Source organism: Frateuria hangzhouensis (assembly GCF_026410505.1).
Classification (GTDB): domain Bacteria; phylum Pseudomonadota; class Gammaproteobacteria; order Xanthomonadales; family Rhodanobacteraceae; genus Frateuria_A; species Frateuria_A hangzhouensis.
In genome coordinates this window covers 52,559-77,192 of record NZ_JAPMIU010000015.1, presented here as the reverse complement: position 1 = coordinate 77,192, position 24,634 = coordinate 52,559, and the positions used below count along the sequence as shown (strand labels likewise).

Sequence of the window (24,634 nt, the reverse complement as noted above, 5' to 3'; positions counted from 1 at the left end):
CCCGCCCCTCACCCCAGCCCTCTCCCCGGAGGGGAGAGGGGGCACGACCGCGTAACCAGCAGACACCTCCTCCAGTTGCAACATCGAATCCGGCAACCGCTCCGGCACCGCGAACTGGAACCGGAACGGCCGCTCCGCCCGCACCGCCTCGGTGCCGGCCAGCTTCTCCAGCCGCTTCATCCGCGACTGCGCCTGCTTGGCCTTGCTGGCCTTGGCCTTGAAGCGGTCGACGAACGATTGCAGATGCGCGCGCTCGGTCTGCTCGCGCTCGTGCGCGATCTGCTGCTGGCGCAATTGCTCGGCGCGCAGCCGTTCGAAGGCGCTGTAGTTGCCGGTGTACAGCCGCGCGCCGCCTTCATGCAGGTGCAGCGTGTGCGAGGTGACCGCATCGAGGAATTCGCGGTCGTGCGAGATCACCAGCAAGGTGCCCTGGTAGCGACGCAACCATTCCTCCAGCCACAGCACTGCATCGAGGTCCAGGTGGTTGGTGGGCTCGTCCAGCAGCAACAGGTCGGACGGGGCCATCAGCGCGCGCGCCAGGTTCAGGCGCACGCGCCAGCCGCCGGAAAATTCCCTGACCGCGCGCTCGTGGGTTTCCGGCGAAAAGCCGAGGCCGTGCAGCAGGCGGCCGGCGCGGGCGCGGGCGTCGTAGCCGTGCAGTTCCTCGATACGGTGGTGGGCGCGCGCCATCGCCTCGGCGTCACCGCGTGCCTGGGCGTCGGCCTCGTCGCGCAACGCGGCGGCCACGTCCTCGTCGCCGCCCAATACGTAGTCCAGCGCGGCATCGGGCAGCGCCGGGGTTTCCTGCGCCACCGAGGCCAGGCGCAGCTTCGCCGGCATGTCCAGTTCGCCGGCGTCGGACTCCAGCCGCCCCTGCAGCGCGGCGAACAGGCTGGACTTGCCGCAACCGTTGCGGCCGATCACACCCAACCGCCATCCGCTCTGGATGGTCAGGTCGATGTCGGAAAGCAGCAGGCGGCTGCCGCGGCGAAGGGCGAAATGGCGGAACGCGATCATGGGAGCAAACGTAGGCGGGCGACCCGCGATGATAGCCGGGCTGGAATGCCTAGCCCATCTCAGCCGTCATGCACCCTCGTGGCGCCCCCGCCGCACATCTGCTACAACGGCGCCGCACAGGAACCTTTGTGGAGAGGGGAATCATGGTCAAGTTCACTGGCGGCCTGGCGATGCTCGCCACGCTCGCGTTCGGCGTGCCGATGATGGCGCAGGCCGGCGACAACCTGCTGATCCACCGCGTGCAGCAGGAACAGGGCATGAACCTGCCCGCCCGCGGCATGACCATGGCGCAGGTCGAGAAGCGCTACGGCGCACCGCAGCGCAAACTGCAGCCGCGCGGCGGCGACACGCAGAAGCACCCGGTGATCAACCGCTGGGACTACAGCAAGTTCATCGTGTACTTCGAGCACGACCATGTGATCCACGCGGTGCTCAACACGCCGGCGGGGAACAATCACAACCCGGCGTCCGTGCAGTAAGGCCGCCCCGGCGGCACGCATCGGTGTGGAATGGGTTCCCGCAAAACGCGGGATCCATTTTGCTTTGCTCATGTCCAGGCCACGGCGGCTCATCTACACTCCGCCGCTTCCAGACCGATGCGAGCGCCACGATGACCTCCTCCCCCACCTTGCGCCTTCCGGCCGAATGGGAACCGCAGGACGCGGTGCTGATCGCCTGGCCGCATGAGGGTACCGACTGGGCCGCGCGTTTGGCCGAGGTCAAGACCACCTACACCGCGTTGGCCGCCGCGGTCACCCGCTTCCAGCCGCTGGTCGTGGTCGTGGCCGATGCAGACGTGCGTGCCGACGCCGAAGACGCATTGCGAAATGTGGACGTGGACTTCGGCCGGGTCCGCTTCGTCCAGTTGCCCTACGACGACACCTGGCTGCGCGATTCGGGCCCGATCACGCTGGTTTCGGCGCAGGGTTTCCAGCTCACCGATTTCCGCTTCACCGGCTGGGGCGGCAAGTTCGGCGCCGAGCAGGACGATGCGCTGGTCGCCGGCCTGGTCGCCGCCGGCGTCTTCGGTCCGGCCGCGCACGAACGGGTGGACTGGGCGCTGGAAGGTGGCGGCATCGAAAGCGATGGCGGCACCACCGTGCTGACCACCTGGCGCTGCCTGCACCAGCGCCATCCGGAGCAGTCGCGCGAGGCGATGGACGCGATCCTGCGCGAGCACCTGCATGCCGGGCGCGTGCTGTGGCTCGACCATGGCTATCTCGAGGGCGACGACACCGACGCGCATATCGACACCCTCGCCCGCTTCGCGCCCGGCGAACGCATCGTGTTCCAGGCCTGCGACGATCCGGGCGACCCGCACCATCAGGAACTGGGCCGCATGGCCGGCGAGCTGACCACCCTGCGTACGCCCGAAGGCAAGCCCTATCGCCTCTCGCCGCTGCCCTGGGCGCAGCCGATCATGGACGAGGGCCGGCGCCTGGCGGCGTCCTACGCCAACTACCTGGTCATCAACGGTGCCGTGCTGGTACCTGCCTACGGCGATGCGGCCGACGACGAAGCCGCGCGCATCATCGGCGCGGCCTATGCCGGCCGCGAAGTCGTGCAGGTGCCCTGCCGCCCGCTGATCTGGCAGAACGGCAGCCTGCACTGCATTACCATGCAGCTGCCGGCCGGCCTGCTCGGCTGAGAGCCGCCCGCCAACGCTTTGGCGACAACCGGCCGGTCGCGCTCCGCTAAACTGCCCGTATCGACCGAACCCAGGCAAGAGAAAGGCATGACCGGCAAGACACTCAAAGTCGCGTTGCTGCAGGAAACCCACCGTGGCAGCCGCGATGCGAATCTCGACGCGATCGAGGCAGGCCTGCGCGAGGCGGCCGCCGCCGGCGCGCAGCTCGTGCTGCTGCAGGAACTGCACAACGGGCCCTACTTCTGCCAGCGCGAATGCGTGGACGATTTCGACCTGGCCGAGAGCATTCCCGGCCCCGGGACCGAGCGCATCGGCAAGCTTGCCGCGGAACTGCAACTGGTGGTGGTCGCATCGATTTTCGAGAAGCGCGCCACCGGCCTGTACCACAACACCGCCGTGGTGTTCGACCGCTCGGCGGCGATCGCCGGCAAGTACCGCAAGATGCACATCCCGGACGACCCGGCGTTCTACGAGAAGTTCTACTTCACCCCGGGCGACATGGGTTTCGAGCCGATCGACACTTCAGTCGGCCGCCTCGGCGTGCTGGTGTGCTGGGACCAGTGGTATCCGGAGGCCGCGCGGCTGATGGCGCTGGCCGGTGCCGAGCTGCTGCTTTACCCCACCGCGATCGGCTGGGATCCCGGCGACGAGCAGGCCGAGAAGGACCGCCAGCGCGAGGCCTGGGTCACCGTGCAGCGCGGCCACGCCGTGGCCAACGGGTTGCCCTTGCTGGCCTGCAACCGCACCGGTTACGAAACCGATCCGTCCGGCGTGGGTGCCGGCATCCAGTTCTGGGGCACCAGCTTCGTGGCCGGACCGCAGGGCGAGTTCCTGGCCAGGGCGGGAACCGACGAACGCGAGCTGCTGGTAGTCGACATCGACCTGGAACGCAGCGAGCACGTGCGGCGGATCTGGCCGTTCCTGCGTGATCGTCGCATCGACGCCTATGGCGATCTGTTGAAGCGCTATCGCGACTGAAGAGCCGGTGGGCTGAAGCCCACCCTACGCACCACGCCCTTGTAGGGTGGGCTTCAGCCCACCACCCTGCCCCCGGACCCCGCATGACCCTTCCAGAATCCGGCGCCGCCCTGCCCGACGCCCTGCTCGACCAGCCGCTGGAGCGCGCCACCCGCGATGGCGTGGAATACGTCGTGCTCGGCACGGCGCACGTCTCCCGCGCCAGCGTGGCGGCGGTCGAGGCGCTGGTGTCCCAGGAGGCCTTCGACGCAGTGGCGGTGGAACTGTGTCCGAGCCGCGCCGAGGGGATGCGCAATCCCGATGCCTTCAAGCAGATGGATCTGTTCCAGGTGATCCGCCAGGGCAAGGTCGGCATGGTCGCGGCGAGCCTGGTGCTGTCCTCGTTCCAGCAGCGGCTGGCCGCGCAGTACGGCATCCAGCCGGGCGCCGAAATGAAGGCGGCCATGGACGGCGCCGAGCGTGCGGGGCTGCCGGTCTGGCTGATCGACCGCGAGGTCGGCACCACGCTCAAGCGTGCCTGGCGCAGCGTCGGCGCCTGGGCGCGCTTCGGACTGCTCGGCGGCCTGATCGCCAGCGTGTTCGAGCGCGAGCAGGTGGACGAAAAGGAGATCGAAAAGCTCAAGGAAGGCGATCTGCTGGAAAGCGCCTTCGGCGAATTCGCGCAGAGCTCCGCACCGCTCTACAACAGCCTGATCGGCGAACGCGACGCCTACATGGCCGCGCGCCTGCGCGAACTGGCGCTGGGCTCGCCGTCCGTGCGCCGGGTGCTGGTGGTGATCGGCGCGGGGCACCTGAAGGGCCTGTGCGAGCAGTTGCGCCAGCAGCAGGAACCGCCGGCACAGCGCATCACCGAACTGGCGCAACTGCCGCCCAAGGCGCGCTGGCCCAAGTGGCTGGCGCTGGGCCTGGTGCTGCTGGTGTTCGCCGCGATCGCCTACGCCTTCCATCGCAACCCCACGCTGGGCGCGCAGGCGCTGCGCAACTGGGTGCTGTTCACCGGCGGCTGCGCCGCGCTGGGCGCGCTGGCGGCTGGCTCGCATCCACTGAGCATCCTGGCCGCCTTCGTCGCCGCGCCGATCAAGCCGTTCCGCCCCGGCATTCCCGCCGGCGGCATCAGCGCGATGGCCGAGGCATGGGTCCGGCGTCCGCGCGTGGCCGATTTCGAATCGCTACGCGACGACATCGAGAACTGGAAGGGCTGGTGGAAGAACCGCGTGGCACGCACCCTGCTCAACTTCATCCTGGTCAGCGCGGGCACGGTGATCGGCGAGTACGCCGCCGGCATCCAGATCTTCAAGAGCCTGCTCTGAGCGCCGCCGCGGAAGGCGCGCGACAGTCCCGCGCGACGCCTTTGATTTCCATCATGGCGATGCGTCAAGTTGTCCGTGACGTGAAGCAGACACTATACTTCCGCGACTTTGTACCCCTGACCACAAGCGCGGGAACGATCTAGATGACTCGACTGCAACTGCTCGGCCTGACCGTGGCCGCAGCCCTCCTCGCCGCCGGCAACGCACATGCGGCGGGCGACAAGGCCAACGGCCGCAAGCTGGTCTACACCTGCAACGGTTGCCACGGTATCGACGGCTACACCAATGCCTACCCGGACTATCCCGTGCCGAAGATCGCCGGGCAGAACGAGCAGTACATCATCAACGCGCTGCATGGCTACAAGACTGGCGACCGCACCCATCCGACGATGATGGCGCAGGCACAGAGCCTGTCCGACCAGGACATCGACGACATCGCCGCCTACCTTTCCAGCCTTGCCAAGTAAGCCGAAGGATTCCCGCATGAAGCGTGCGCTCACCCTGCTTTCGATCGGCGCCGTGCTGGCGCTGTCCTCCACCGCGCTGCTGGCCGAAGGCAACATCGCCAACGGCAAGACCAAGGCCGCGACCTGCTTCGCCTGCCACGGCACCGATGGCAACGCGGTCGACCCGCAGTACCCACGCCTGGCCGGCCAGTACAACATGTACCTGCAGGAAGTCCTGCACGAGTACAAGGACGGCCGCCGCAACAACCCGATCATGAAGGGCTTCGTCGCCACCCTGTCCGACCAGGACATCGAGGACGTCGCCGCTTACTTCTCCAGCCTGCCGACCAAGCTGCATACGCTGGACGGGCATATCCAGGGCGACAAGTAAGCCAGCTCCAATCAGATAAAAGCAAAAGGCCCGCTACAGCGGGCCTTTTTCGTTTGCCCCCTCTCCCCTCCGGGGAGAGGGGGCAAACGCATGCTCACGCGTCACCCCATCGCCGAATGCCCCGCCTCCTCCTTGTAGTACGGATTCTGCCCACCGCTGTGGTCGGTCGCATCGCGCACCGCCGTAATCTCCGGCACCCGCTCGCGCAACGTCTTCTCCACGCCGTTCTTGAGCGTCACGTCCACCATGCTGCACCCGTGGCAGCCGCCGCCGAACTGCAGCAGCACCGCACCGTCGGCACTGACTTCCAGCAGGCTCACGCGGCCGCCGTGCGAGGCAATGCGAGGATTGATCTCCGCTTCCAGCACATAGCGCACCCGCTCGACCAGGCCCGCGTCGGCACCGGGAATGTCGCCCTTGATCCGCGGCGCGCGGATGTTGAGCTGGCCACCGGTCGGGTTGGGCTCGTAGTCGATGCTCGCGCCGTCGAGCCAGCGTGCGCTGTCGCCTTCCAGGTAGAAGTTGAAGCCCTTGCACTCGACCAGCCACTCGCCGCCGTCGAGCTCGCGCGGTTCGCAGAATTCCAGCTCGCAATTGGCTGCCGGCGTGCCCGGCGCGGTCACGCGCAGCAGGATGCCCAGCTCCTCACCCTGCTGGGCCAGCAGGCGGACGAAGTGCTGCTGCGCACGGTCGGAAATATCGATCATTGGACGGACTCTCCAGCGCCGGCGGGGACGTCCGGCGAAAACAGCACCATTTTAGTCCTGTTTCACGCAAAAGTCCGGCCGACCCGACCATTCGTCCTTCATAGGAGCCCACTTGTGGGCGATGCCCTTTGCGGACAAAAAAAATAAAGCATCGCCCACAAGTGGACTCCTACGAGGTCTTTGACTTTTCCTCGCGTAACTCAGACGCTTCCCCCCTTTCCATGGCCGGAGCTCGCAATGAACCGCAACGACCTCTCCACCCAGCATTGCCAACCACGCAAGGGCAAGGAACACGCGCTCGCGCCGGCGCAGGTACAGGACCTACTGGCGCAACTGCCTGGCTGGCAGCTCGGCAGCGACGGCAAGGCCATCGCGAAGGACTTCCGTTTCGAGGACTTCCATCGCACGCTCGGCTTCATCAACGCCATCGGCTTCATGGCCAACCGCGAAGATCACCATCCCGACCTCGAAGCCGGTTACGGCCACTGCCAGGTGCTGTGGTCGACCCACGACGTGGGCGGACTGTCGCTCAACGATTTTATTTGCGCGGCCCGGGTCGAGGCGCTGCTGGCCTGAGCCAGCGCGTACTCTTTCCTTTATTGCCAAGCCCATCGAGGAAGTTCTTCAAGTCATCCGGGAGCGGTGCCGAGAAGCCATAGGCACGCCCCTCCAGCTCGAAACCCATATGCGCGGCATGCAGGAACAACCGGTGCAAGCCTTTCTCGCGGAAGCGCTTGTTGGCCTCGCGATCGCCGTACTTCGGGTCGCCGGCCAGCGGATAGCCGATGTGCGCCGCATGCACGCGGATCTGGTGCGTACGCCCGGTGCCCAGCGTCGCCTGCATCAGACGGGCGCCAGTGTACTGCTCCATCTCGCGGAAAAAAGTCAATGATGGCTTGCCGTTATCGGACACTCTTACCATCCGTTCTCCGCCCTGGAGTACCGATTTCAGCAACGGCGCATTGACGTCGAAGCGGGCTTTGGGCGGGTGGCCGACCATCAGGCAGAGGTACTGCTTGGTCACCTCGCCGGCGCGGATGGCTGCCTGCAGCCCGGTCAGGCCGGCGCGGGTCTTGGCGAACACCAGCACACCGCTGGTATCGCGGTCGAGCCGATGGACCAGTTCCAGGTGCTGTTCCGGACGGGCGGCACGCAGCAGTTCGATGGCGCCGTGGCTGACGCCCGAACCACCATGGCTGGCGATACCCGAGGGTTTGTCGATGGCCAGGAAATGCTTGTCCTCGAAGATCACCGCCTCGGCGACCTGGGTCATGAGCTCCGGCGCGGGGCCGCGATCGGGCGCCCGCTCGGCCGTACGCACCGGTGGGATGCGCAGTGTGTCACCGGCGCTGAGACGGGTATCGGGCTTGGCGCGTTTTCCGTTCACGCGAACCTGCCCGGTGCGCAACAGGCGGTAAATCATGCTTTTGGGCACGCCCTTGAGCAGGGTCACCAGGGCATTGTCGATTCGCTGGCCGTCGCGCTCCGGGCCGATATCGACTTGACGCACACCTTGAGGTGCATCGTGGGAAGTTACCGTCTGCATTGAAAAAAACCTGGGGTAATAGGATACTCGGCGGGCGCTTTATGTCCCCCTCCGAGTTCGATGTGGCGGGGACGCCCGTCCGCGACGTCGGCGAGGATTGCGCCGGTGGCCACCCCGGCAGCCGGCCGTAAACTCCCTTCTCATCGTAACGGTTCGGGATGCCGTTGTCCGCCGCCAGGGGGTAGCGACACGGCTAAGGGCGCGTGCCACGAATCACCCCGGTGTCGGACGATGCCGGTTTTATTTGCCGCCACCCGCAGCGGCGCGATCCCGGCAGGCAGCCCCTCTAGGCGCCACCGTGGCACGCGACGCGCGGCCAGGCCGAAGGAAGATAACTACAATGAAACGCATGTTGATCAACGCAACTCAGCGTGAAGAGTTGCGCGTGGCCATTGTCGATGGCCAGACCCTGTACGACCTCGATATCGAGATTCCCTCCCGCGAGCAGAAAAAGGCCAACATCTACAAGGGCCGCATCACCCGCGTCGAGCAATCGCTGGAAGCCTGCTTCGTCGATTACGGCGCCGAGCGCCATGGCTTCCTGCCCCTGAAGGAAATCGCCGACCAGTACTTCACCCCGGGCCTGAACCCGAACAAGTCCAGCATCCGCGAGCTGCTCAAGGAAGGCCAGGAGCTGGTCGTCCAGGTCGAGAAGGAAGAGCGCGGCAACAAGGGCGCCGCGCTGACCACCTTCATCAGCCTGGCCGGCCGCTATATGGTGCTGATGCCGAACAACCCGAAGGCCGGCGGTGTTTCGCGCCGGATCGAGGGCGAGGATCGGCAGGCGCTGAAGGAAGCGCTGGATCACCTGAACGTCCCCGACGACGTCGGCCTGATCGTGCGCACCGCCGGCATGGGCCGCGATGCCGAAGAGCTGCAGTGGGACCTGGACTACCTGCTGACCCTGTGGCGTTCGATCTCCGAGGCCGCCGCCAAGCAGAAAGCGCCGTTCCTGATCTACCAGGAATCGAAGCTGTTCATCCGCGCCCTGCGCGACTACCTGCGCACCGATATCGGCGAGATCCTCATCGACGAGGAATCGCTCTACAACGACGCGCGCGAGTTCATGCAGCAGGTCATGCCCACCTCGCTGCGCAAGCTCAAGCTGTACAAGGACGACACCCCGCTGTTCTCGCGCTACCAGATCGAAACGCAGATCGAGAGCGCGTTCGACCGCCAGGTGCGCCTGCCCTCCGGCGGCTCGATCGTGATCGACCAGACCGAAGCGCTGACCGCGATCGACATCAACTCCTCCAAGGCCACCAAGGGCTCGGACATCGAGGAGACCGCGTTCAACACCAACGTCGAGGCGGCGGTGGAGATCGCCCGCCAGCTGCGCATCCGTGACGCCGGTGGCCTGATCGTCATCGACTTCATCGACATGGACAGCCCGCGCCACCAGCGCGAGGTCGAGGAAAAACTCAAGGAAGCGCTCAAGCTCGATCGCGCCCGCGTGCAGATCGGCCGCATCAGCCGCTTCGGCCTGCTGGAGATGTCCCGCCAGCGACTGCGCCCGAGCCTGGGCGAAGCCACCCAGATCGTCTGCCCGCGATGCGAGGGTCACGGCCACATCCGCGGCATCGAATCGCTGTCGCTCTCGACCCTGCGCCTGATCGAAGAGCACGCCATGAAGGACAACACTGGCCAGGTGCTGGTGCAGGTCCCGCCGACGGTGGCCAACTTCATGCTCAACGAGAAGCGCGCCAGCGTGGTCGAGATCGAGCTGCGCAACAAGGTGCACGTGGTCATCGTCGCCGACGAAAAGCTCGAGACGCCGCACATCGAGATCCAGCGGATCAAGGAAGCGGACATGGGCGAGCACAGCAAGCCCAGCTACGAGCGCCTGACCGCAGTCGAGGTTGCTCCGATTCCGAAGATGGGCCAGACCCTGGGCAGCTCCGAACAGCCGGCGGTCAGCGGCATCGTGCCGGCAACCCCGGCGCCGGTGCGCGAGGACGTACCGGTTGCGGCGGCGCCCGCGCCTGCCGCACCGCGCGCCCGTCCGGCCAGCGCGCCAGCACCGCAGGGCGGCGTGATCGCCCGCCTGCTCGGCTGGTTCCGCGGCCCGGCCGAGGCACCCGCACCGGCGCCGGCCGAACGCAAGCGTCCCGCGCAGCCAGCCGCCCGCCAAGGGCGGCGCGACGAGCGCGGCCGTCCGCAGCAGGGCCAGGGTGCCCAGCGTTCCACGCGTCGCGAATCCGGCCAGACGCAGCAGCCGAAGGGCGGCTCGGCCAAGGCCAGCAATCCGCGCCAGCGCGGCAGCGAGGGCGGTTCGCGCGCATCGCAAACCCAGCAATCCCGCGAACAGCAGCCGCGCCAGCCCAAGCCGGCGCCTGCGGCAAACGCGGAAATCACGGAACCGCGCAAGACGCCGGCCAAGCCCGAGCGCACTCCGCGCTCGCCGCAGGCCGAACAGCCCGCCGCCGTCGCCGCAACCCCGGTCAGTGATCTGCCGAAGGAACTGGAAGCGCCCATCGTGGCCCCCGCTGACGCGGACGCCACCCCGACCGACACCAAGCCGGAGGCGGACGGTGGCCAGCCGCGCCGGCGTCGCGGTCGCCGCGGCGGTCGCCGCCGCCGTCGCCATGAAGACGGCACGCCCATCCAGGATTCGCCCGCTGATCAGCTCGACGAGCTGGACGATGAGGATCGCGATGGTCCTGAGTCTGCCGCTGCACCGAAATCGGCTGAAGCGACCACGCCAGTCATCCCGGCGGCCGTTGCCGTGACCGCGGTCGTGGCCTCGTCGGCGGCCGCGCCTTCGGCGCAGCCGGAGCACGCGCCACACGCCGGGCTGGAGCCACGCGCTCCTGCCGAGCCGGAGGCCGTCACTCCCGCACCGGCGGCAACCGCGTTCAACCTGCCCCCGCTCCCGCCGATTCCGGCCACGACCGATGGCGAAGCAACCGCGACGGCGTCCGCTGCGTCTGACGAGATCGCACCCGCCGCGCCGGTGGCCGCCCCCGCGCGCGAACCCGCACAGGAATCGACCAGCGAGCCGGTCAAGGCACTGGAGCCCGCGCAGGTGTCGTCCATCGAGCCGGTCGAGGCGCCGGGAGCGTCCGTGCGGGAAATGCCCGTCGAGCCGGTCAAGACGCCGGAGCCTGTGCAGGCATCTCCTGCCGAGCCCGCCAGAATGCCGGAGCCGGCGCAGGAGATCCCTGCGAAGCCGACCAAGGCAGCTGCCGTGGAACCGCAGGCTCCCGCCAGCGACGAAGCCGAGCGTTCTGACATGACCGAATCGGCGGCGCCGATGCCCGCGCAGGGCGACCTGCTCGCATCCGGCCCGGCCGCGGCCCCGCCTGCAGACACCGAGAAAAAGCCCGCGCCGTCGAGCCAGGAACCGGCATCGCCGAACGACACGCATCCATCCAAGGATGCCACGCAGGGGTGAAACCACCAGTCCGGGCCAGTTTCAGCGGCCCGGATCGCCATGAAAAAAGCCGGACTCGCGTCCGGCTTTTTTTTTCATCGTCGCGACCCGGCGGCCCTACAAGGAAGCTCGAATAACGGGCATTTCCGGTAGCAGCGCACGCCGCATCGAGGCCTTGTCACACTAGCGCCGCCCTTGTCGGCTCCTACAGTCAACCTCGAACCCCTCGGCTCGAACGCCTTTCCACGGGGAACCTCTTGCACGAACGAGCGAACCCAGCTCATTCGCCGTTTCCGGTCCTCCGCAGAAATCAGCGACAACCAAGCGCCGCAGACCGGCTCTGCCCGACTCAGCCGACCTGGTTGGGCGCATCGAGCAAGCCGTGCACGGTCATCAGGTGTGCCAGGCCGATCACGTGCTCCACCTGCAGCTTCTCCATCAGGCGCTGCTTGTAGGTCGATACCGTCTTGGGACTCAGATTGAGCTGGTCGCCGATCACCGTCAGTGGCTTGCCTCGCACCAGCATCATCGCCACTTCCAGCTCGCGGCTGGAAAGCGCATCGAACGGCGAACCACTGTTGCCGTCGAGCGTGGCGAGGGCCAGTTGCTGCGCGACAGCCGGCGCCAGGTAGCGACGCCCGCTGGCCACCTGGCGTACCGCCACCAGCAACTCGTCGGCCGAGCAGCCCTTGGTCAGATAACCCAGCGCGCCGGCGTCGAGCAGCCGCTTTGGAAAGCGTGCATCGTCGACCACGGTAATGATGATGATGTGCGTGTTGAGCTTGGCGCGGATTACCCGCTCGGTTAGCTCGATGCCGCTCATGCCTGGCATATGCACGTCCACCAGCGCCACGTCCGGCGCCAGCGTGCGGATCAACCGCAGTCCCTCTTCCGCCGTTCCCGCCTCGCCCTTGATGCGCACGTCCGGCTGCTGCTGCAGGATCATGCGAAAGCCGGTACGTACCAGTTCGTGATCATCCACGAGCACGATGTTGATCACTTCAAGCCCTCCTTGGGAATAGTGAAGGAAAAGTAGGCGGGCGCCCCCCGCAATGCAAGCGTTTGCGCGCACAGCGACAAAAAAGGTTCTCGCAGGTTCGCGGAAAAGAGCCGAAAGCGTGGCACTGTGGGCAACCGTGCGTTGCCAGGGAGCGTGGCCATCGCGTTCCCTGGAGAACGCGATGAACCACAAAAAAACCCGCCATGCGGCGGGTTCTTCGGGAAAGCGGCAGGACAGTGCCGCTTCCGGTATTGGTGCCCAAGGGGGGACTCGAACCCCCACGCCTCTCGGCGCTACCACCTCAAGGTAGTGCGTCTACCAATTCCGCCACCTGGGCAGGTGTGTTGCGTTCTACTTCGTCGAGCCCGCCGGGGCGGGAACGTCCGACTTTGCCGGAGCGCCGGCAGCCGGCACGTCGCTGTTGGCCGCGGCCGGAGCCTGCGGAACGTCGGTGCCTGCCGGCGCCGCGGGCTGCGCATTCTGGGCGGGCGCGGGCTTGTTGGCAAGACCGGACATCACGCCCAGGTCGGACTGCGCGGCTTGCGGGGCACCGTTGTTGCTCAGGTAAATGCCCATGCCCAGGCTCAGCAGGAAGAACAGCGCCGCCAACGCCGCGGTGGCGCGGGTCAGGAAGCTGGCCGAGCCGCGTGCGCCGAAGACGGTCGCCGACGCGCCGCCGCCGAAACCCGAGCCAGCATCGGCGCCCGCGCCGCGCTGCATCAGGATCAGCACGATCATCGCCGCGGCGATCAGGATGTAAAACACGCTGAAGATGACAAACATTCTTTAGGAATCCGTGGGCGCTTCAGTGCGCCGCGGCGCAGATGCCGAGGAAATCGTCTGCGGTGAGCGAAGCACCGCCGATCAGGCCCCCATCCACGTCCGGCTGCGCGAACAATGCCGCGGCATTTGCCGCCTTGACGCTGCCGCCGTAAAGCAGCCGGGTCAGACGGGCAATCATAGCATCTTCGTTTTCCAGTTGGCTACGAATGAAGGCGTGCGCCTGCTGCGCCTGCTCGGGCGTGGCGGTGTGCCCGGTGCCGATCGCCCAGACCGGCTCGTAGGCGATCACGGCGGTGTAGAACGGGGCGATGCCGCCATGGGCGAACACGGCGCGAAGCTGGCGCGCGAGTACCTGCTCGGTCTGCCCGGCCTGGCGCTCCTCCAGCGTTTCTCCGATGCACAGGATCGGCGTCAGCCCGGCGGCGCAGGCGGCGGCGAACTTGCGCGCGACCAGCTCGTCGCTCTCGCGGTGATACTGGCGGCGCTCGGAATGGCCCACCAAGGTCCACTGCGCGCCCACGTCGGCCAGCATGGCCGCGGAGACTTCACCGGTGTAGGCGCCCTGCCCCTCGTGCTCGCTGACATCCTGGCCGCCGAAACCGATGCCGCTGGCACCGTGGCGCGCGGCCAGCTCGGCCAGATACGGGAACGGGGGGAACACCAGCACGTCGACATCCTGCGGACGCTGCGCGGCAATGCCGGCGACCAGCGCCTCGGCCATCGAGCGGCTGCCATGCATCTTCCAGTTGCCGGCAATCAGTTTCCTGCGCATGCGAAGTCACCCGATACAAAACGGCAAGGATAGCGAGCGCCTCGCAGGGCGGCAAACGGGTGCTGGCAGGTGTGCGGGCGCTCGGCCATCATGGCCTTTCCGCCTGCCATGGAACCGCCGATGCCTGCCGATCGCCCGCTCGCCCTGGTCACCGGCGCCTCCGCCGGCATCGGCACCGCCTTCGCGCGTGAACTGGCCGCACGCGGCCACGACTTGGTGCTGGTGGCACGGCGGGCCGAGCGCCTGCACATGCTTGGCGCCGAGCTGCACGAGCGCCATGGCGTGCAGGCCCACGTCCTGCCTGCCGACCTCGCCGATCCGGCGGCGCCGCGCGAACTGGCTGACGCCCTGCAACACCGGGGGCTGGCGGTGGACTGGCTGGTCAACAACGCAGGCTATGGCGTCCCGGGCACCTTCGAGGCCAGCGGCTGGCCGGTCCACGCGGACTCTCTCCAGGTGCTGCTCACCGCGCCGACCGAACTGGCATGGCGGCTGCTGCCGGGCATGCGCGAGCGCGGTTACGGGCGCATCGTCAATGTCGCTTCGCTGGCCGGGCATGTGCCGGGCTCGGCCGGGCACACGTTGTATGCAGCGAGCAAGGCCTACCTGATCAAGTTCTCGCAGTCGCTGGCGCTGGAGAACCGGCACCTGGGCGTGCACGTGTGCGCGCTTTGCCCGGGCTTCACCTGGTCGGAGTTCCACGACGTAACCGGCACCCGCGCGCTGGTGGGCAAGCTGCCTCGCTTCATGTGGCAGGACGCGCGAACGGTGGTGCGCGAGGGTATCGAAGCGGTCGATCGTGGCGAGGCCGTCCACGTCGCCGGCCGGGTCAACCGCGCCATCAAGGCGCTGGCCAAGCTCACTCCCGATCGGCTCGGGCTGTGGTTGTCGGCACGCGAATCGAAGCGCTACCGCCAGCTCGATTGATCTGCGCATCACCCGACTGCGCTACCGTGGCCGCTTGCCGCCGCGAGACCCGCCATGAGCCTGTTTCCAACCCAGATGCGCCCGCTGCCCTACCGCAAGCCCACCGAGGGACGCGATTACTGGGTAGTCGACGATGCGCTGCCCGACCCGATGGCGGTGCGCGAACGCTGCCTGGCCCGGACGGATTGGGAATACGGCTTCCCGACCACCGGCGAGGCCTGGCCCGGGATGCGGACCATGCCGGCACTGGAACTGGACGAACTGGCCGCGATCGAGGCACAGGTGCGCACCGCCACCGGCGCGAGGAAATTGTGGGTCGAGCAGACCGAAGCCGGGCAGAAGCTCAACCACAATTGCGTGCAGGTGGTGGGCGCGGTCGAAGGCGCGATCAAGCCGCATACCGATTCGCTCAATCTCTGCCGCTACGCGGGCGTGCTGTACCTCAACCCGGCGGTGCCCGACAGTTGCGGCACCAGCTTCTTCCGCCAGCGCATGCCCGGCGGCCAGCTCGGCGGCAACATGGTGGCGCCGCCGCACCGCAACCTGGTGGACGCGCTGGGCAACCGCTTCGTGCAACCCAACGCCTTTGTCGAGGACGTGCGCGTGGCGCATCGGTTCAACCGGCTGCTGTTGTACAAGGCCAATCTCGTGCACAGTGCCAGCGCGTACTGGGGGCTGGAGGATGCCGCGAGCAAACGGATGACGGCGGTGTTTTTCTGGATGGCCTGACCGGCGCGTAGGGCAGGCTTCAGCCCGCCGCTTTCTGACGGGGCAGAACGCTTCCTAACCCTGCCCTCCACGCTGGCGCGGGTAGGCGGGGAAGAAAAAATGGAGATCATGGCGAGCCCCGGCCCCTCACCCCAACCCTCTCCCCGGAGGGGCGAGGGAGCACATCGCGGGGACCGCACACATCCGGACCGGATGCCCGGAAGGAAGAGAAGTGGAGCGTGCTCTAGATCAGCTTGATCTCGCGCAGCCGCTGCATCAGGTATTCGTGCGAGGTCAACGAGGTGTCGTAGCGGCTTGGATTGTCGGGTGTGACGCACCCGGGCAGCGGATCCAGCACCACGTCGGGGTTGGGATGCAGGAAGAACGGCACCGAATAGCGTGGCTTGCGCGCGTTCTCGTTCTGCGGGTTGACCACGCGGTGCGAGGTAGACGGATAGACGTGATTGGTCAGCCGCTGCAACATGTCGCCGATGTTGACCACGATGGCGTCGCCCTCGGTGGTGATCGGCAGCCACTCGCCCTCGCTCAGCACTTCCAGGCCCTCGGCGCTGGCGCCGACGAGCAGCGTGATGAAGTTGATGTCCTCATGGGCGCCCGCGCGCACGTTGGGGATGTTGTCCTGGGTGATCGGCGGGTAGTGGATCGGGCGAAGGATGGAGTTGCCCTGGTCGGTCTTGTCCTCGAAGTAGTGTTCGGGCAAGCCGATGTGCAGCGCCAGCGCGCGCAGTACGCGCGTGCCCAACTGATCCAGCGCCTCGTACAGGCCATAACCGCAGGGCCTGAATTGCGGCACTTCCTCCGGCCACACGTTCGGCGGCATGACGTCGGCGAATTTCGAGTCGCGCGGGATTTCGCGGCCGACGTGCCAGAACTCCTTCAGATCGGGGAAGCGGCTGTCCTTGGCCGTTTCCACTTTGAACGGGGTGTAGCCGCGCGCGCCGCCGGAGCCGGGCACGTGGTACTTCATCTTGGTATCGGCAGGCAGGGCGAAGAATTGCTCGAACGCCTGATAGGCGCCATCGACCAGGTCGCGCGGGATGCCGTGCCCACTGATGCAGCAGAAACCGAACTGGCGGTAGGCCGCGCCGAGTTCGGCGACAAAGGCGTTGCGGTCGGTATCGTAGCGGCGAATGTCGAGCGTGGGGACTTGCTTCATGGATTTTCCGTCATGTGCACATGCGCGGCGGATTTTACGGCGTCGGCCAGCCAGCCGGCCAACTGCTGCACTTCGCCCGCATCGGCAGCCTCGATGGTGACCCGCACCACCGGCTCGGTACCCGATGCCCGCAACACCACGCGCCCCCGTCCCTGCAGGGTGCGTTCCACCTCGGTCAGCGCGTGGCGCACGGTGTCGCTGGCCAACGCCTCCCGCGCGCCCTGCGCACGCACGTTGACCATCACCTGCGGCAGCTTCTGCAGGCCGCGGCGGGCCAGCGCCAGATCCTGGTCGGACGCAGCGAGCGTCTCCAGCACGGCCAGCGCGGCGATGATGCCGTCGCCGGTGGTGGCGCGGTCCAGGCACAGGATGTGGCCGGAGGTCTCGCCACCGAGCATGCCGCCATGGGCCTTCAGCTGCTGCAACACGTAGCGGTCGCCCACGTTGGCGCGGATCAGCGGCACTTCCAGCTCGGCCAGCGCCTGCTCCAGGCCGTAATTGCTCATCAGCGTGCCGACCACCGGCCCGCGCAGGCAGCCGCGCGCAAACAGGCTGCGCGCGAGCACGTAGAGAATGTCGTCGCCGTCGGCGATGGTGCCGTTGCGGTCGACCAGGATCACCCGGTCGCCGTCGCCGTCGAAGGCGATGCCGACGTCGGCGTTGCGTGCCAGCACCGCCTGCTGCAGCGCCTGTGGATGCGTCGATCCGACGTCGCGGTTGATGTTGAAACCGTCCGGCTTGTCGCCGATGGCGGTGACGTCCGCACCGAGCTCGCTGAACACCTTCGGTGCCACCTGGTAGGTGGCGCCATGCGCGCAGTCGAGCACGATTTTCATGCCGCGCAGGGAAAATTCCTCGGGCACGGTCGCCTTGCAGTACTCGGCATAGCGGGCCACCGCATCGGCGACGCGGGTGGCCTTGCCCAGTTGCTCGGAAGGCACGGTGACGAACTCGGCCTCCAGTTCCTCCTCGATCGCCTGCTCGATCTCGTCGGAGAGCTTCTCGCCCTGCGCGGAGAAGAACTTGATGCCGTTGTCGTGGTGCGGGTTGTGCGAGGCGCTGATCACGATGCCGGCGGCCGCCCGCATCGAGCGCGTGAGGAAGGCCACCGCGGGCGTCGGCATCGGCCCGAGCAGGCCGACGTCCACGCCGGCGGCCACCAGGCCCGCTTCCAGCGCCGACTCGAACATGTAACCGGACACGCGGGTGTCCTTGCCGATCAACACCAGTGGCTTGCGCTCCGAATCGCGCGCCAGCACCGCGCCCGCGGCGCGCCCCAGCCGCAGCATGAAGTCGGCGCTGATCGGCCATTCCCCGACCAGGCCGCGGATACCGTCGGTACCGAAGTATTTGCGTGTGCTCATCGTCGTTCCTTGCGCGGCGCCACGGGACGGGCACCACCTATGTAGCTCAGTCTTCGTCTGGCCAGCGTGGAGCCGGCGGCGGCGTGTCGCGACGGGGCGGCGTGTCGCCTTCCTGCACAGCCCGCCAGACGGCCAGCGCATCGACGGTGGCCGCGACGTCGTGTACACGCACCATGCGCGCGCCACGCTGTACCGCGACCAGCGCCGCGGCGGCCGAGCCGGCGGCGCGCGGCTCGCCCGCGGGCCGGCCGGTCAGCGTGCCGATCACCGCCTTGCGCGACAGGCCCGCGTAGACACCGGCGCCCAGGCCGGTGAAGCGTTCCAGCGCACGCAGCAGCGCCAGGTTGTGCTCCAGCGTCTTGCCGAAGCCGAAACCGGGGTCGACCAGTACGCGACGCTTGTCGATCCCCGCCAGCTCGCAGGCGAACAGGCGGTCGGTCAGGAAGCGGTGCACCTCGCCAACCACGTCGTCGTAGCGCGGATCGTCCTGCATGCCGCGCGGCTCGCCCTGCATGTGCATCAGGCAAACCGGCACGCGCAGTTCGGCGGCCGCATCCAGCGCGCCCTCGCGGCGCAGCGCGTAGACGTCGTTGATCATGCCGGCGCCGGCAGCCACGGCCACGCGCATGACTTCGGGCTTGGAGGTGTCGATGGCGATTGGCAGCGTGGTGCGCGCGATCAACTGTTCGATCACCGGCATGACGCGCCGCAGCTCCTCTTCCATCGGCACGTCGTCCGCGCCGGGCCGGGTCGATTCGCCGCCCACGTCGAGCATGTCGGCGCCCTGCTCCGCCATCGCCAGGCCGTGCGCCACGGCGGCATCAGTGTCGGCGAAAGCGCCGCCATCGGAAAACGAATCGGGGGTCACGTTGAGGATGCCGACCACCCGCGCGCGGTCGAGCACCAGTGACCGGCCGGCGCAATCGAGAACGGTGGCGAAGGGGTCTTCGAACATGCTCGGAATCAGTCTTGTCCGCCCAGCGCGCCCATGTGCTGGCGGTAATAGCGCAGCTCCGCGATGGAATCGCGGATGTCAGACAGCGCGGTATGCGCCGCTTCCTTGCTCAGCCCGCGCGCGATCGCCGGCGACCAGCGCCGCGATAGCTCCTTGAGCGTGGACACGTCCAGGTTGCGGTAGTGGAAATGCCGCTCCAGCCGCGGCATCTGACGATGCAGGAAGCGCCGATCCTGGCAGATCGAATTGCCGCACATGGGCGATTTCCCGGCCGGCGTCCAGGGCTTGAGGAAATCCAGCGTGGCCTGCTCGGCCTGGGCGTGGTCGGTGGTCGAATCGAGTACCTGTTGCCACAGGCCCGACTTGCTGTGCTGGTTGCGGTTCCAGCTGTCCATCGATTCCAGCCGGTCCACTTCGTGGCGGATCGCGAAGACCGGCCCCTCGGCCAGCACGTTCAGATCCTTGTCGGTCACGATCGTGGCGATCTCGAGGATGGAATCGTTGTCCGTATCCAGGCCGGTCATCTCCAGATCGATCCAGATCAGGTTTTCGTCGTTCGCGTGGCTCATGCATCCTCCTTGGAGCGCGCAGTCTAGCGCAGGCGTCCGTGTACGGCCGCTGGTCATGCGATGATCGGCTTCATGCAGACGTTCCTCTGGCATGACTACGAAACCTTCGGTGCCGACCCCCGGCGCGACCGGCCGGCGCAGTTCGCCGGCATCCGCACCACCGCCGATCTGGAGATCGTCGGCGAACCGGCGATGTTCTTCGCCCGCCCCCCGCGCGACATGCCGCCGGACCCGGATGCCTGCCTGATCACCGGCATCACCCCGCAGCAGGCCGAGCGCGAGGGCGTGTGCGAGGCCGAATTCGCCGCCCGCGTGCACGAACAGCTGGCCGCGCCCGGCACCTGCGGCGTGGGCTACAACTCGCTGCGCTTCGACGACGAGTTCACCCGGCAACTGCTGTACCGCAACTTCTTCGAGCCATACGGCCGCGAATGGGAGAACGGCAATTCTCGCTGGGACCTGATCGACCTGGTGCGCATGTGCCAGGCGCTGCGGCCCGAGGGCATCGCCTGGCCGACCCGCGAGGACGGCACGCCCAGCTTCAAGCTCGAGCACCTGGCCACCGCCAACCGCCTGAAGCAGGAGCGCGCGCACGACGCGTTGTCCGACGTCTACGCGCTGATCGACCTGGCGCGGCTGATCCGCGTTCGCCAGCCGCGGCTGTGGGACTGGCACTTCGCGCTGCGCCGCAAACAGAAGGTATTCGGGCTGCTGGATGTGGCCGGCATGACCCCGTTGGTGCACGTGTCTTCGCGCTACCCGGCCAGCCGCCACTGCCTGGCGGTAATTGCACCCCTGGCGCCGCATCCGTCGCGTGCCGGCGAGGTGATCGTCTACGACCTGGACTGTGATCCGGCGCTCTGGCTGGCGCTGGACGACGAGGACATCGCCGACCGCATTTTCACCGCGCGCGCCGACCTGCCCGAGGGCGTCGAGCGCATTCCGCTGCGCACCGTGCGCGCCAATCGCGCCCCCGCGCTGGCGCCGTTGTCGGTACTGCGCGACCTGGACCACGGCCGGCTGAAGCTGGACCTGGAGCGCTGCCTGCGCCACCACGCCCTGCTGCGCGCCACCGACGGCCTGGCCGACAAGCTGCGCCGGGTGTTTGCCCGCGCCGCCGATCTGGCGCCGCCGGACGACCCGGAGCTGGCCCTCTACAACGGCTTCCTGCCCGATGCCGACAAGCGCCTGCTGGCCGACGTGCGCGCCACGCCGCCGGAGCAGCTGGGCGGGCGCAGCTTCCCGTTCCGCGATCCACGCTACGCGGAACTGCTGTTCCGCTACCGCGCGCGCAACTGGCCCGATGCCCTGGACGCGGAAGAACAGGCCCGCTGGGAGGCGTTCCGCCAGGCGCGCCTGACACGCCCCGGCGCGCTCACGGCACGCACGCTGGACGACTACTTCGCCCGCATCGCGGCGCTGCGCCAGCAGCGGCCCGAACAGACCATCCTGCTCGACCAGCTCGAAGCCTGGGGCCATGAACTGGCGCCCTCGCCCGCGCTGGCCGGAGCGATCTTGTAGGGATCCTCGAATAACTTCCTTTCGCGCGATGTTGTAGCAGCCCTACAGTGGTCGCCGGAAGCGTACGGGGTTTTTCGAGGTGCCCTGTAGGAGCGCCCTCGGGCGCGACCGCGGTATCACGCGGTGCGAGGCATGGCAGTCGCGCCCAAGGGCACTCCTACAGCCGCCCTTTGATCGATAATCGGCGGATGTCCCAGCCCTACTTCACTCCCGCCACCTTCCGCTTCCTGCGCGCCCTGGGCCGCAACAACAGCCGCGAATGGTTCGCCGCGCACAAGGCTGACTACGAACGCCACGTGCGCGAACCGTTCCTGGCGCTGATCGCCGACATGGCCGCGCCGCTGGGCAGGATCAGCCCGCACTACCGCGCCGATGCACGCAAGAACGGCGGATCGCTGTTCCGCATCCACCGCGACACCCGCTTCTCGAACAACAAGCTGCCGTACAAGACCTGGCAGGGTTCCCGCTTCTTCCACGAACGCCGCCACGAGATTCCGGCGCCCTCGTTCTATTTGCACATCGAGGCGGGCGACTGTTTCGCCGGTGGCGGCATGTGGCACCCGGAGTCGGACACGCTGAAGAACATTCGCGGCTTCCTCGCCGACAACCCGGAAGCATGGAAGCGTGCCACCCAGGGCAAGGCGTTCCGCGAGCGATTGAGCTTCTGGGGTGCGGCGCTGACCCGTCCGCCGCGCGGCTTCGATCCCGGGCACGAGCTGATCGAGGACCTCAAGCGCAAGGATTTCGCCGCCGGCGAGAACTTCGACGACGCGTTCGCCTGCTCGTCCGAGCTGCTGCCGTGGGCGGTCGAAAGTTTCAAGCGCGTGGCACCGATGGTCGACTACCTGTGCGCTGCCCAGGAACTGGAGTTCTAGTCCTTGGCGAAGACATCGTAGGGTGGGCTTCAGCCCACCGGCCGTTGGTGCGGTGGGCTGAAGCCCACCCTACGCGGCATGTGCCGGCTGGCGGCGCAGCAGCACGAGCGCCACCGCCATCCCGAGCACCGCCGTCGCGGCGACGTAATGCGCCGGCGCCAGCACGCCAAAGCGCTTCACCAGCAGTGCGATCAGCGGCGGCGTCAGGCCGCCGAACAACGCGTAGGCCACGTTGTACGAAGCCGACAGCCCGGAGAACCGCACCGCCGGCGGAAACGCCTGGACCATCAGCACCGGCACCACGCCGACCACGCCCACGGCGAGGCCGGCCAGCGCGTACAACGCGATGAAATGCGCGCCGCCGCCGGCCAGGTCCAGGTACAGGGCGTACCCGCTCAGCAGCAATCCTGCGGCGCCGAGCAGCAGCGCCCGTGCCGGCCCGATCCGGTCGGACAGGCCGCCGTAGAACAGGCAGCCCACCGCCAGCGCGAACGAGGCCACGTTGTTGCCCAGGAACGCCCGTGCCGGCGCGATATGAAACACCGATTGCACCAGCGAGGGCGTCATCAGGATCAGCACCACGATCGCCGCGGTCAGCATCCAGGTCACCAGCATGGACAGCACCACCGCCGGCCGGTGCCGCGCCGCCACCTGCGCCAGCGGCATCCCGGCCACCAGCTCGCGCCGCGCATGCATCGCCTCGAATACCGGCGTCTCGCTGAGCCAGCGACGCAACCACACGGCCAGGAAGCCGAACACGCCGCCGACCAGGAACGGCAGCCGCCAGCCGTAGTCGAGCAGGGCCTCGGGCGACAGCGAGCGGTTGACCTCGGCGGCCACCAGCGAACCGAGCAGGATGCCCACGGTGAGTCCGGAGGTCAGGCTGGCGCAGGCAAAACCCACCCGCCGCGGCGGTACGTGCTCGGCCACGAACACCCACGCCCCCGGCACCTCGCCGCCGACCGCGATGCCCTGCACCACGCGCAGCAGCAACAGCAGCAGCGGCGCCCACATGCCGACCTGCGCGTAGACCGGCAGCAGGCCGATGCCCAGCGTCGGCACGGCCATCAGGAATACGCTCAGCGTGAACATGCGCTTGCGCCCGAGCTTGTCGCCGTAGTGCGCCATCACGATGCCGCCCAGCGGCCGCGCCAGGTAGCCGGCGGCGAAGATGCCGAAGACCTTCACCTGTGCCAGCCAGGGCACGCTGTCGTGCGGGAAGAACAATTGGCTGAGCGGGATCGCGAAGAACACGAACACCACGAAGTCGTAGAACTCCAGCGCCCCGCCCAGGGCCGCCAATGCCAGCGTGCGCGCGTCCGAGCGGCCCAGCCGGCGGTCGGCGTCCATGGAAAGCGTCGATGCGTTCATGGCCTCCGCCGTGCGCCAACGCTCAGATGCGCTTGTTCTTGAACAGCATTCCCACGCCCAGCGCGACCAGCACCAGCGGCCACCAAGTGGCGAAAAGCTCGCTCAGGTGCAGGTCGAAGCCAAAGTTGCGCAGCAGGAACAGGATGCCGATGACGATCAGGATGATGCCAGGGACGCTGGGGCGCATCGGTGTTCTCGGCGGGTGAAGGAAGCGGCCACTTTGCGCATCGGCGCGCCGTCCGTCAACGTCAGGCTTCGGCAAAGGGAAACGCCAGCACGTCGCCGATCGCATCGGTGCCGGCCAGGCACATCAGCAGGCGTTCCACCCCAAGAGCAACACCGGCGCAGTCCGGCAGTTCGTCGAGCACCTCGAGCAGCCGTTCGTCGATGGGCATCTCGCGCAGGCCGCGGGCCCGGCGCACGGCGTTGTCGCGCTCGAAGCGCCTGCGCTGCTCGGCGGCGTCATTGAGTTCGTGATAACCGTTGGCCAGCTCGTAGGCGCCGAGGTAGAGCTCGAAGCGTTCGGCGGCCGGCGGATCGTCCTGGCGGATCCGGGCCAGCGCGCACTGGCTGGCCGGGTAGTCGTGGATCACGGTGATGCGGTCGCGCGGAAAGTGCGGCTGCAGACGGTGGGTGATCAGCAGATCGAGCCAATCGTCGCGAGTCAGTCCTTCCGGGTTGACGTTGGCGCTTGCCATGGCGTGCTGCAGCGCTTCCAGCGGTACCGCGAGCGGGTCCAGCCCCAGCGTGTCCCGGAACAGCTCCCGGTAACTGCACACCCGCACGTCCGCCCGGCGATCGACGAGGGCGAGCGCCGCCTGCACCAGTTCGACCACCTCCTGCGCAAGGCGATGGTGATCCCAACCGACCCGGTACCACTCGAGCATGGTGAACTCGGGATTGTGTCGCCCGCCCGCCTCGCCGTTGCGGAACACCCGGCCCAGCTCGTAGCAGTCGCCCACGCCGGCGGCGAGCAGGCGTTTCAACGGGTACTCCGGCGAGGTGCGCATCCAGCGCTCGCGGGCACCGGCGTCGACGTGGCCGCTGAACGTGGCTGTGAAGCTTTCGATGTTGGGGTCGGTGTTGCCGGCGGCGGACAGGATGGGGGTTTCGACCTCAAGCAGGTGGCGGTTGGCGAAGAAGTGGCGGATCAGGTGGTAAAGGCCGGCGCGCAACCTGAGCGCAGAAGCAAAGGC

At 67.7% G+C, this 24,634-nt stretch carries 24 protein-coding genes, 1 tRNA gene and 1 pseudogene; 12 read left to right on the top strand and 14 right to left on the bottom strand.

Features of this window, described 5'->3' with window-relative positions; genetic code table 11:
• On the bottom strand, window positions 1–1,017 hold a 1,017-nt coding region (locus tag OSC30_RS14525; RefSeq protein ID WP_267172581.1), incomplete at its 3' end, for an ABC-F family ATP-binding cassette domain-containing protein.
• Between the two features lie 143 nt (window positions 1,018–1,160).
• Here OSC30_RS14525 and OSC30_RS14520 point away from each other — a divergent pair.
• The 6 genes from OSC30_RS14520 (at window position 1,161) to OSC30_RS14495 (ending at window position 5,790) form a co-directional block, all read left to right on the top strand.
• On the top strand, window positions 1,161–1,496 hold the full coding sequence (locus OSC30_RS14520) for a hypothetical protein (RefSeq protein WP_267172580.1): 336 nt from the start codon (window positions 1,161–1,163) through the stop codon (window positions 1,494–1,496).
• Between the two features lie 131 nt (window positions 1,497–1,627).
• A complete protein-coding gene (locus OSC30_RS14515) occupies window positions 1,628–2,665 on the top strand; it encodes an agmatine deiminase family protein (protein ID WP_267172579.1) in 1,038 nt (345 codons plus the stop codon).
• 87 nt (window positions 2,666–2,752) lie between these two features.
• Complete coding sequence (locus OSC30_RS14510) at window positions 2,753–3,643, top strand: carbon-nitrogen hydrolase (RefSeq protein ID WP_267172578.1); 891 nt, start codon at window positions 2,753–2,755, stop codon at window positions 3,641–3,643.
• A gap of 83 nt (window positions 3,644–3,726) precedes the next feature.
• Window positions 3,727–4,953: a TraB/GumN family protein gene (locus OSC30_RS14505; RefSeq protein ID WP_267172577.1), complete on the top strand. Its 1,227-nt coding sequence runs from the start codon at window positions 3,727–3,729 to the stop codon at window positions 4,951–4,953.
• A gap of 143 nt (window positions 4,954–5,096) precedes the next feature.
• Window positions 5,097–5,420 (top strand): c-type cytochrome, encoded by a 324-nt coding sequence (locus OSC30_RS14500; protein WP_267172576.1) that lies wholly within the window; start codon window positions 5,097–5,099, stop codon window positions 5,418–5,420.
• A 16-nt stretch (window positions 5,421–5,436) separates the two neighbouring features.
• Window positions 5,437–5,790, top strand: a complete 354-nt coding sequence (locus OSC30_RS14495) for a c-type cytochrome (RefSeq protein WP_267172575.1) — start codon at window positions 5,437–5,439, stop codon at window positions 5,788–5,790.
• 101 nt (window positions 5,791–5,891) lie between these two features.
• On the opposite strand, the gene OSC30_RS14490 is transcribed toward OSC30_RS14495, so the two are convergent.
• Window positions 5,892–6,497: an NfuA family Fe-S biogenesis protein gene (locus OSC30_RS14490; protein ID WP_267172574.1), complete on the bottom strand. Its 606-nt coding sequence runs from the start codon at window positions 6,495–6,497 to the stop codon at window positions 5,892–5,894.
• 237 nt (window positions 6,498–6,734) lie between these two features.
• Here OSC30_RS14490 and OSC30_RS14485 point away from each other — a divergent pair, with 237 nt between their 5' ends.
• Entirely contained in the window at window positions 6,735–7,073 is a 339-nt protein-coding gene (locus OSC30_RS14485) for a 4a-hydroxytetrahydrobiopterin dehydratase (RefSeq protein ID WP_267172573.1), read from the top strand.
• On the opposite strand, the gene OSC30_RS14480 is transcribed toward OSC30_RS14485, so the two are convergent.
• Window positions 7,036–8,043 (bottom strand): RluA family pseudouridine synthase, encoded by a 1,008-nt coding sequence (locus tag OSC30_RS14480; protein ID WP_425474758.1) that lies wholly within the window; start codon window positions 8,041–8,043, stop codon window positions 7,036–7,038. The two genes, OSC30_RS14485 and OSC30_RS14480, sit on opposite strands and share 38 nt — an antisense overlap.
• A gap of 340 nt (window positions 8,044–8,383) precedes the next feature.
• Here OSC30_RS14480 and OSC30_RS14475 point away from each other — a divergent pair, with 340 nt between their 5' ends.
• Window positions 8,384–11,437, top strand: a complete 3,054-nt coding sequence (locus OSC30_RS14475) for an Rne/Rng family ribonuclease (RefSeq protein WP_267172572.1) — start codon at window positions 8,384–8,386, stop codon at window positions 11,435–11,437.
• A 328-nt stretch (window positions 11,438–11,765) separates the two neighbouring features.
• On the opposite strand, the gene OSC30_RS14470 is transcribed toward OSC30_RS14475, so the two are convergent.
• The 4 genes from OSC30_RS14470 to tpiA form a co-directional block, all read right to left on the bottom strand.
• A complete protein-coding gene (locus tag OSC30_RS14470) occupies window positions 11,766–12,416 on the bottom strand; it encodes a response regulator (protein WP_231325814.1) in 651 nt (216 codons plus the stop codon).
• A 252-nt stretch (window positions 12,417–12,668) separates the two neighbouring features.
• Window positions 12,669–12,753 (bottom strand) — tRNA-Leu (locus OSC30_RS14465).
• 14 nt (window positions 12,754–12,767) lie between these two features.
• Window positions 12,768–13,199 (bottom strand): preprotein translocase subunit SecG, encoded by a 432-nt coding sequence (secG, locus tag OSC30_RS14460; RefSeq protein ID WP_267172571.1) that lies wholly within the window; start codon window positions 13,197–13,199, stop codon window positions 12,768–12,770.
• 22 nt (window positions 13,200–13,221) lie between these two features.
• Complete coding sequence (gene tpiA / locus OSC30_RS14455; protein WP_267172570.1) at window positions 13,222–13,971, bottom strand: triose-phosphate isomerase; 750 nt, start codon at window positions 13,969–13,971, stop codon at window positions 13,222–13,224.
• A 120-nt stretch (window positions 13,972–14,091) separates the two neighbouring features.
• Between tpiA and OSC30_RS14450 the strand changes: the two genes are divergently transcribed.
• Together OSC30_RS14450 and OSC30_RS14445 are read left to right on the top strand one after the other, a co-directional pair.
• Window positions 14,092–14,898: an SDR family NAD(P)-dependent oxidoreductase gene (locus OSC30_RS14450; RefSeq protein ID WP_267172569.1), complete on the top strand. Its 807-nt coding sequence runs from the start codon at window positions 14,092–14,094 to the stop codon at window positions 14,896–14,898.
• Between the two features lie 54 nt (window positions 14,899–14,952).
• Window positions 14,953–15,627, top strand: a complete 675-nt coding sequence (locus OSC30_RS14445) for a DUF6445 family protein (RefSeq protein WP_267172568.1) — start codon at window positions 14,953–14,955, stop codon at window positions 15,625–15,627.
• A 223-nt stretch (window positions 15,628–15,850) separates the two neighbouring features.
• Here OSC30_RS14445 and OSC30_RS14440 read toward each other — a convergent pair whose 3' ends face one another.
• Genes OSC30_RS14440 through orn form a run of 4 tightly spaced genes read right to left on the bottom strand, consistent with a single transcriptional unit; the run spans window position 15,851 to window position 19,671 of the window.
• Complete coding sequence (locus OSC30_RS14440; protein ID WP_267172567.1) at window positions 15,851–16,783, bottom strand: isopenicillin N synthase family dioxygenase; 933 nt, start codon at window positions 16,781–16,783, stop codon at window positions 15,851–15,853.
• A complete protein-coding gene (gene glmM / locus OSC30_RS14435) occupies window positions 16,780–18,147 on the bottom strand; it encodes a phosphoglucosamine mutase (RefSeq protein ID WP_267172566.1) in 1,368 nt (455 codons plus the stop codon). Before glmM ends, OSC30_RS14440 begins: the two co-directional genes overlap by 4 nt.
• Before the next feature lie 46 nt (window positions 18,148–18,193).
• Window positions 18,194–19,102 (bottom strand): dihydropteroate synthase, encoded by a 909-nt coding sequence (gene folP / locus OSC30_RS14430; protein ID WP_267172565.1) that lies wholly within the window; start codon window positions 19,100–19,102, stop codon window positions 18,194–18,196.
• 8 nt (window positions 19,103–19,110) lie between these two features.
• Entirely contained in the window at window positions 19,111–19,671 is a 561-nt protein-coding gene (gene orn / locus OSC30_RS14425; protein ID WP_267172564.1) for an oligoribonuclease, read from the bottom strand.
• 72 nt (window positions 19,672–19,743) lie between these two features.
• Between orn and sbcB the strand changes: the two genes are divergently transcribed.
• Window positions 19,744–21,192 (top strand): exodeoxyribonuclease I, encoded by a 1,449-nt coding sequence (gene sbcB / locus OSC30_RS14420; protein WP_267172563.1) that lies wholly within the window; start codon window positions 19,744–19,746, stop codon window positions 21,190–21,192.
• Window positions 21,193–21,380: 188 nt separating this feature from the next.
• Complete coding sequence (locus OSC30_RS14415) at window positions 21,381–22,067, top strand: DUF2461 domain-containing protein (RefSeq protein ID WP_267172562.1); 687 nt, start codon at window positions 21,381–21,383, stop codon at window positions 22,065–22,067.
• Window positions 22,068–22,136: 69 nt separating this feature from the next.
• On the opposite strand, the gene OSC30_RS14410 is transcribed toward OSC30_RS14415, so the two are convergent.
• The 3 genes and pseudogenes from OSC30_RS14410 to epmA all read right to left on the bottom strand — a co-directional run.
• Window positions 22,137–23,438 carry an MFS transporter gene (locus OSC30_RS14410; protein ID WP_267172561.1) on the bottom strand — a complete coding sequence of 434 codons (1,302 nt, stop codon included), beginning with the start codon at window positions 23,436–23,438 and terminating at the stop codon, window positions 22,137–22,139.
• A 22-nt stretch (window positions 23,439–23,460) separates the two neighbouring features.
• Entirely contained in the window at window positions 23,461–23,625 is a 165-nt protein-coding gene (locus OSC30_RS14405) for a LiaI-LiaF-like domain-containing protein (protein ID WP_267172560.1), read from the bottom strand.
• A gap of 61 nt (window positions 23,626–23,686) precedes the next feature.
• Window positions 23,687–24,625 (bottom strand): annotated as a pseudogene (gene epmA, locus OSC30_RS14400) (EF-P lysine aminoacylase EpmA); the annotation flags it as partial.
• Between the last annotated feature and the right edge of the window lie 9 nt (window positions 24,626–24,634).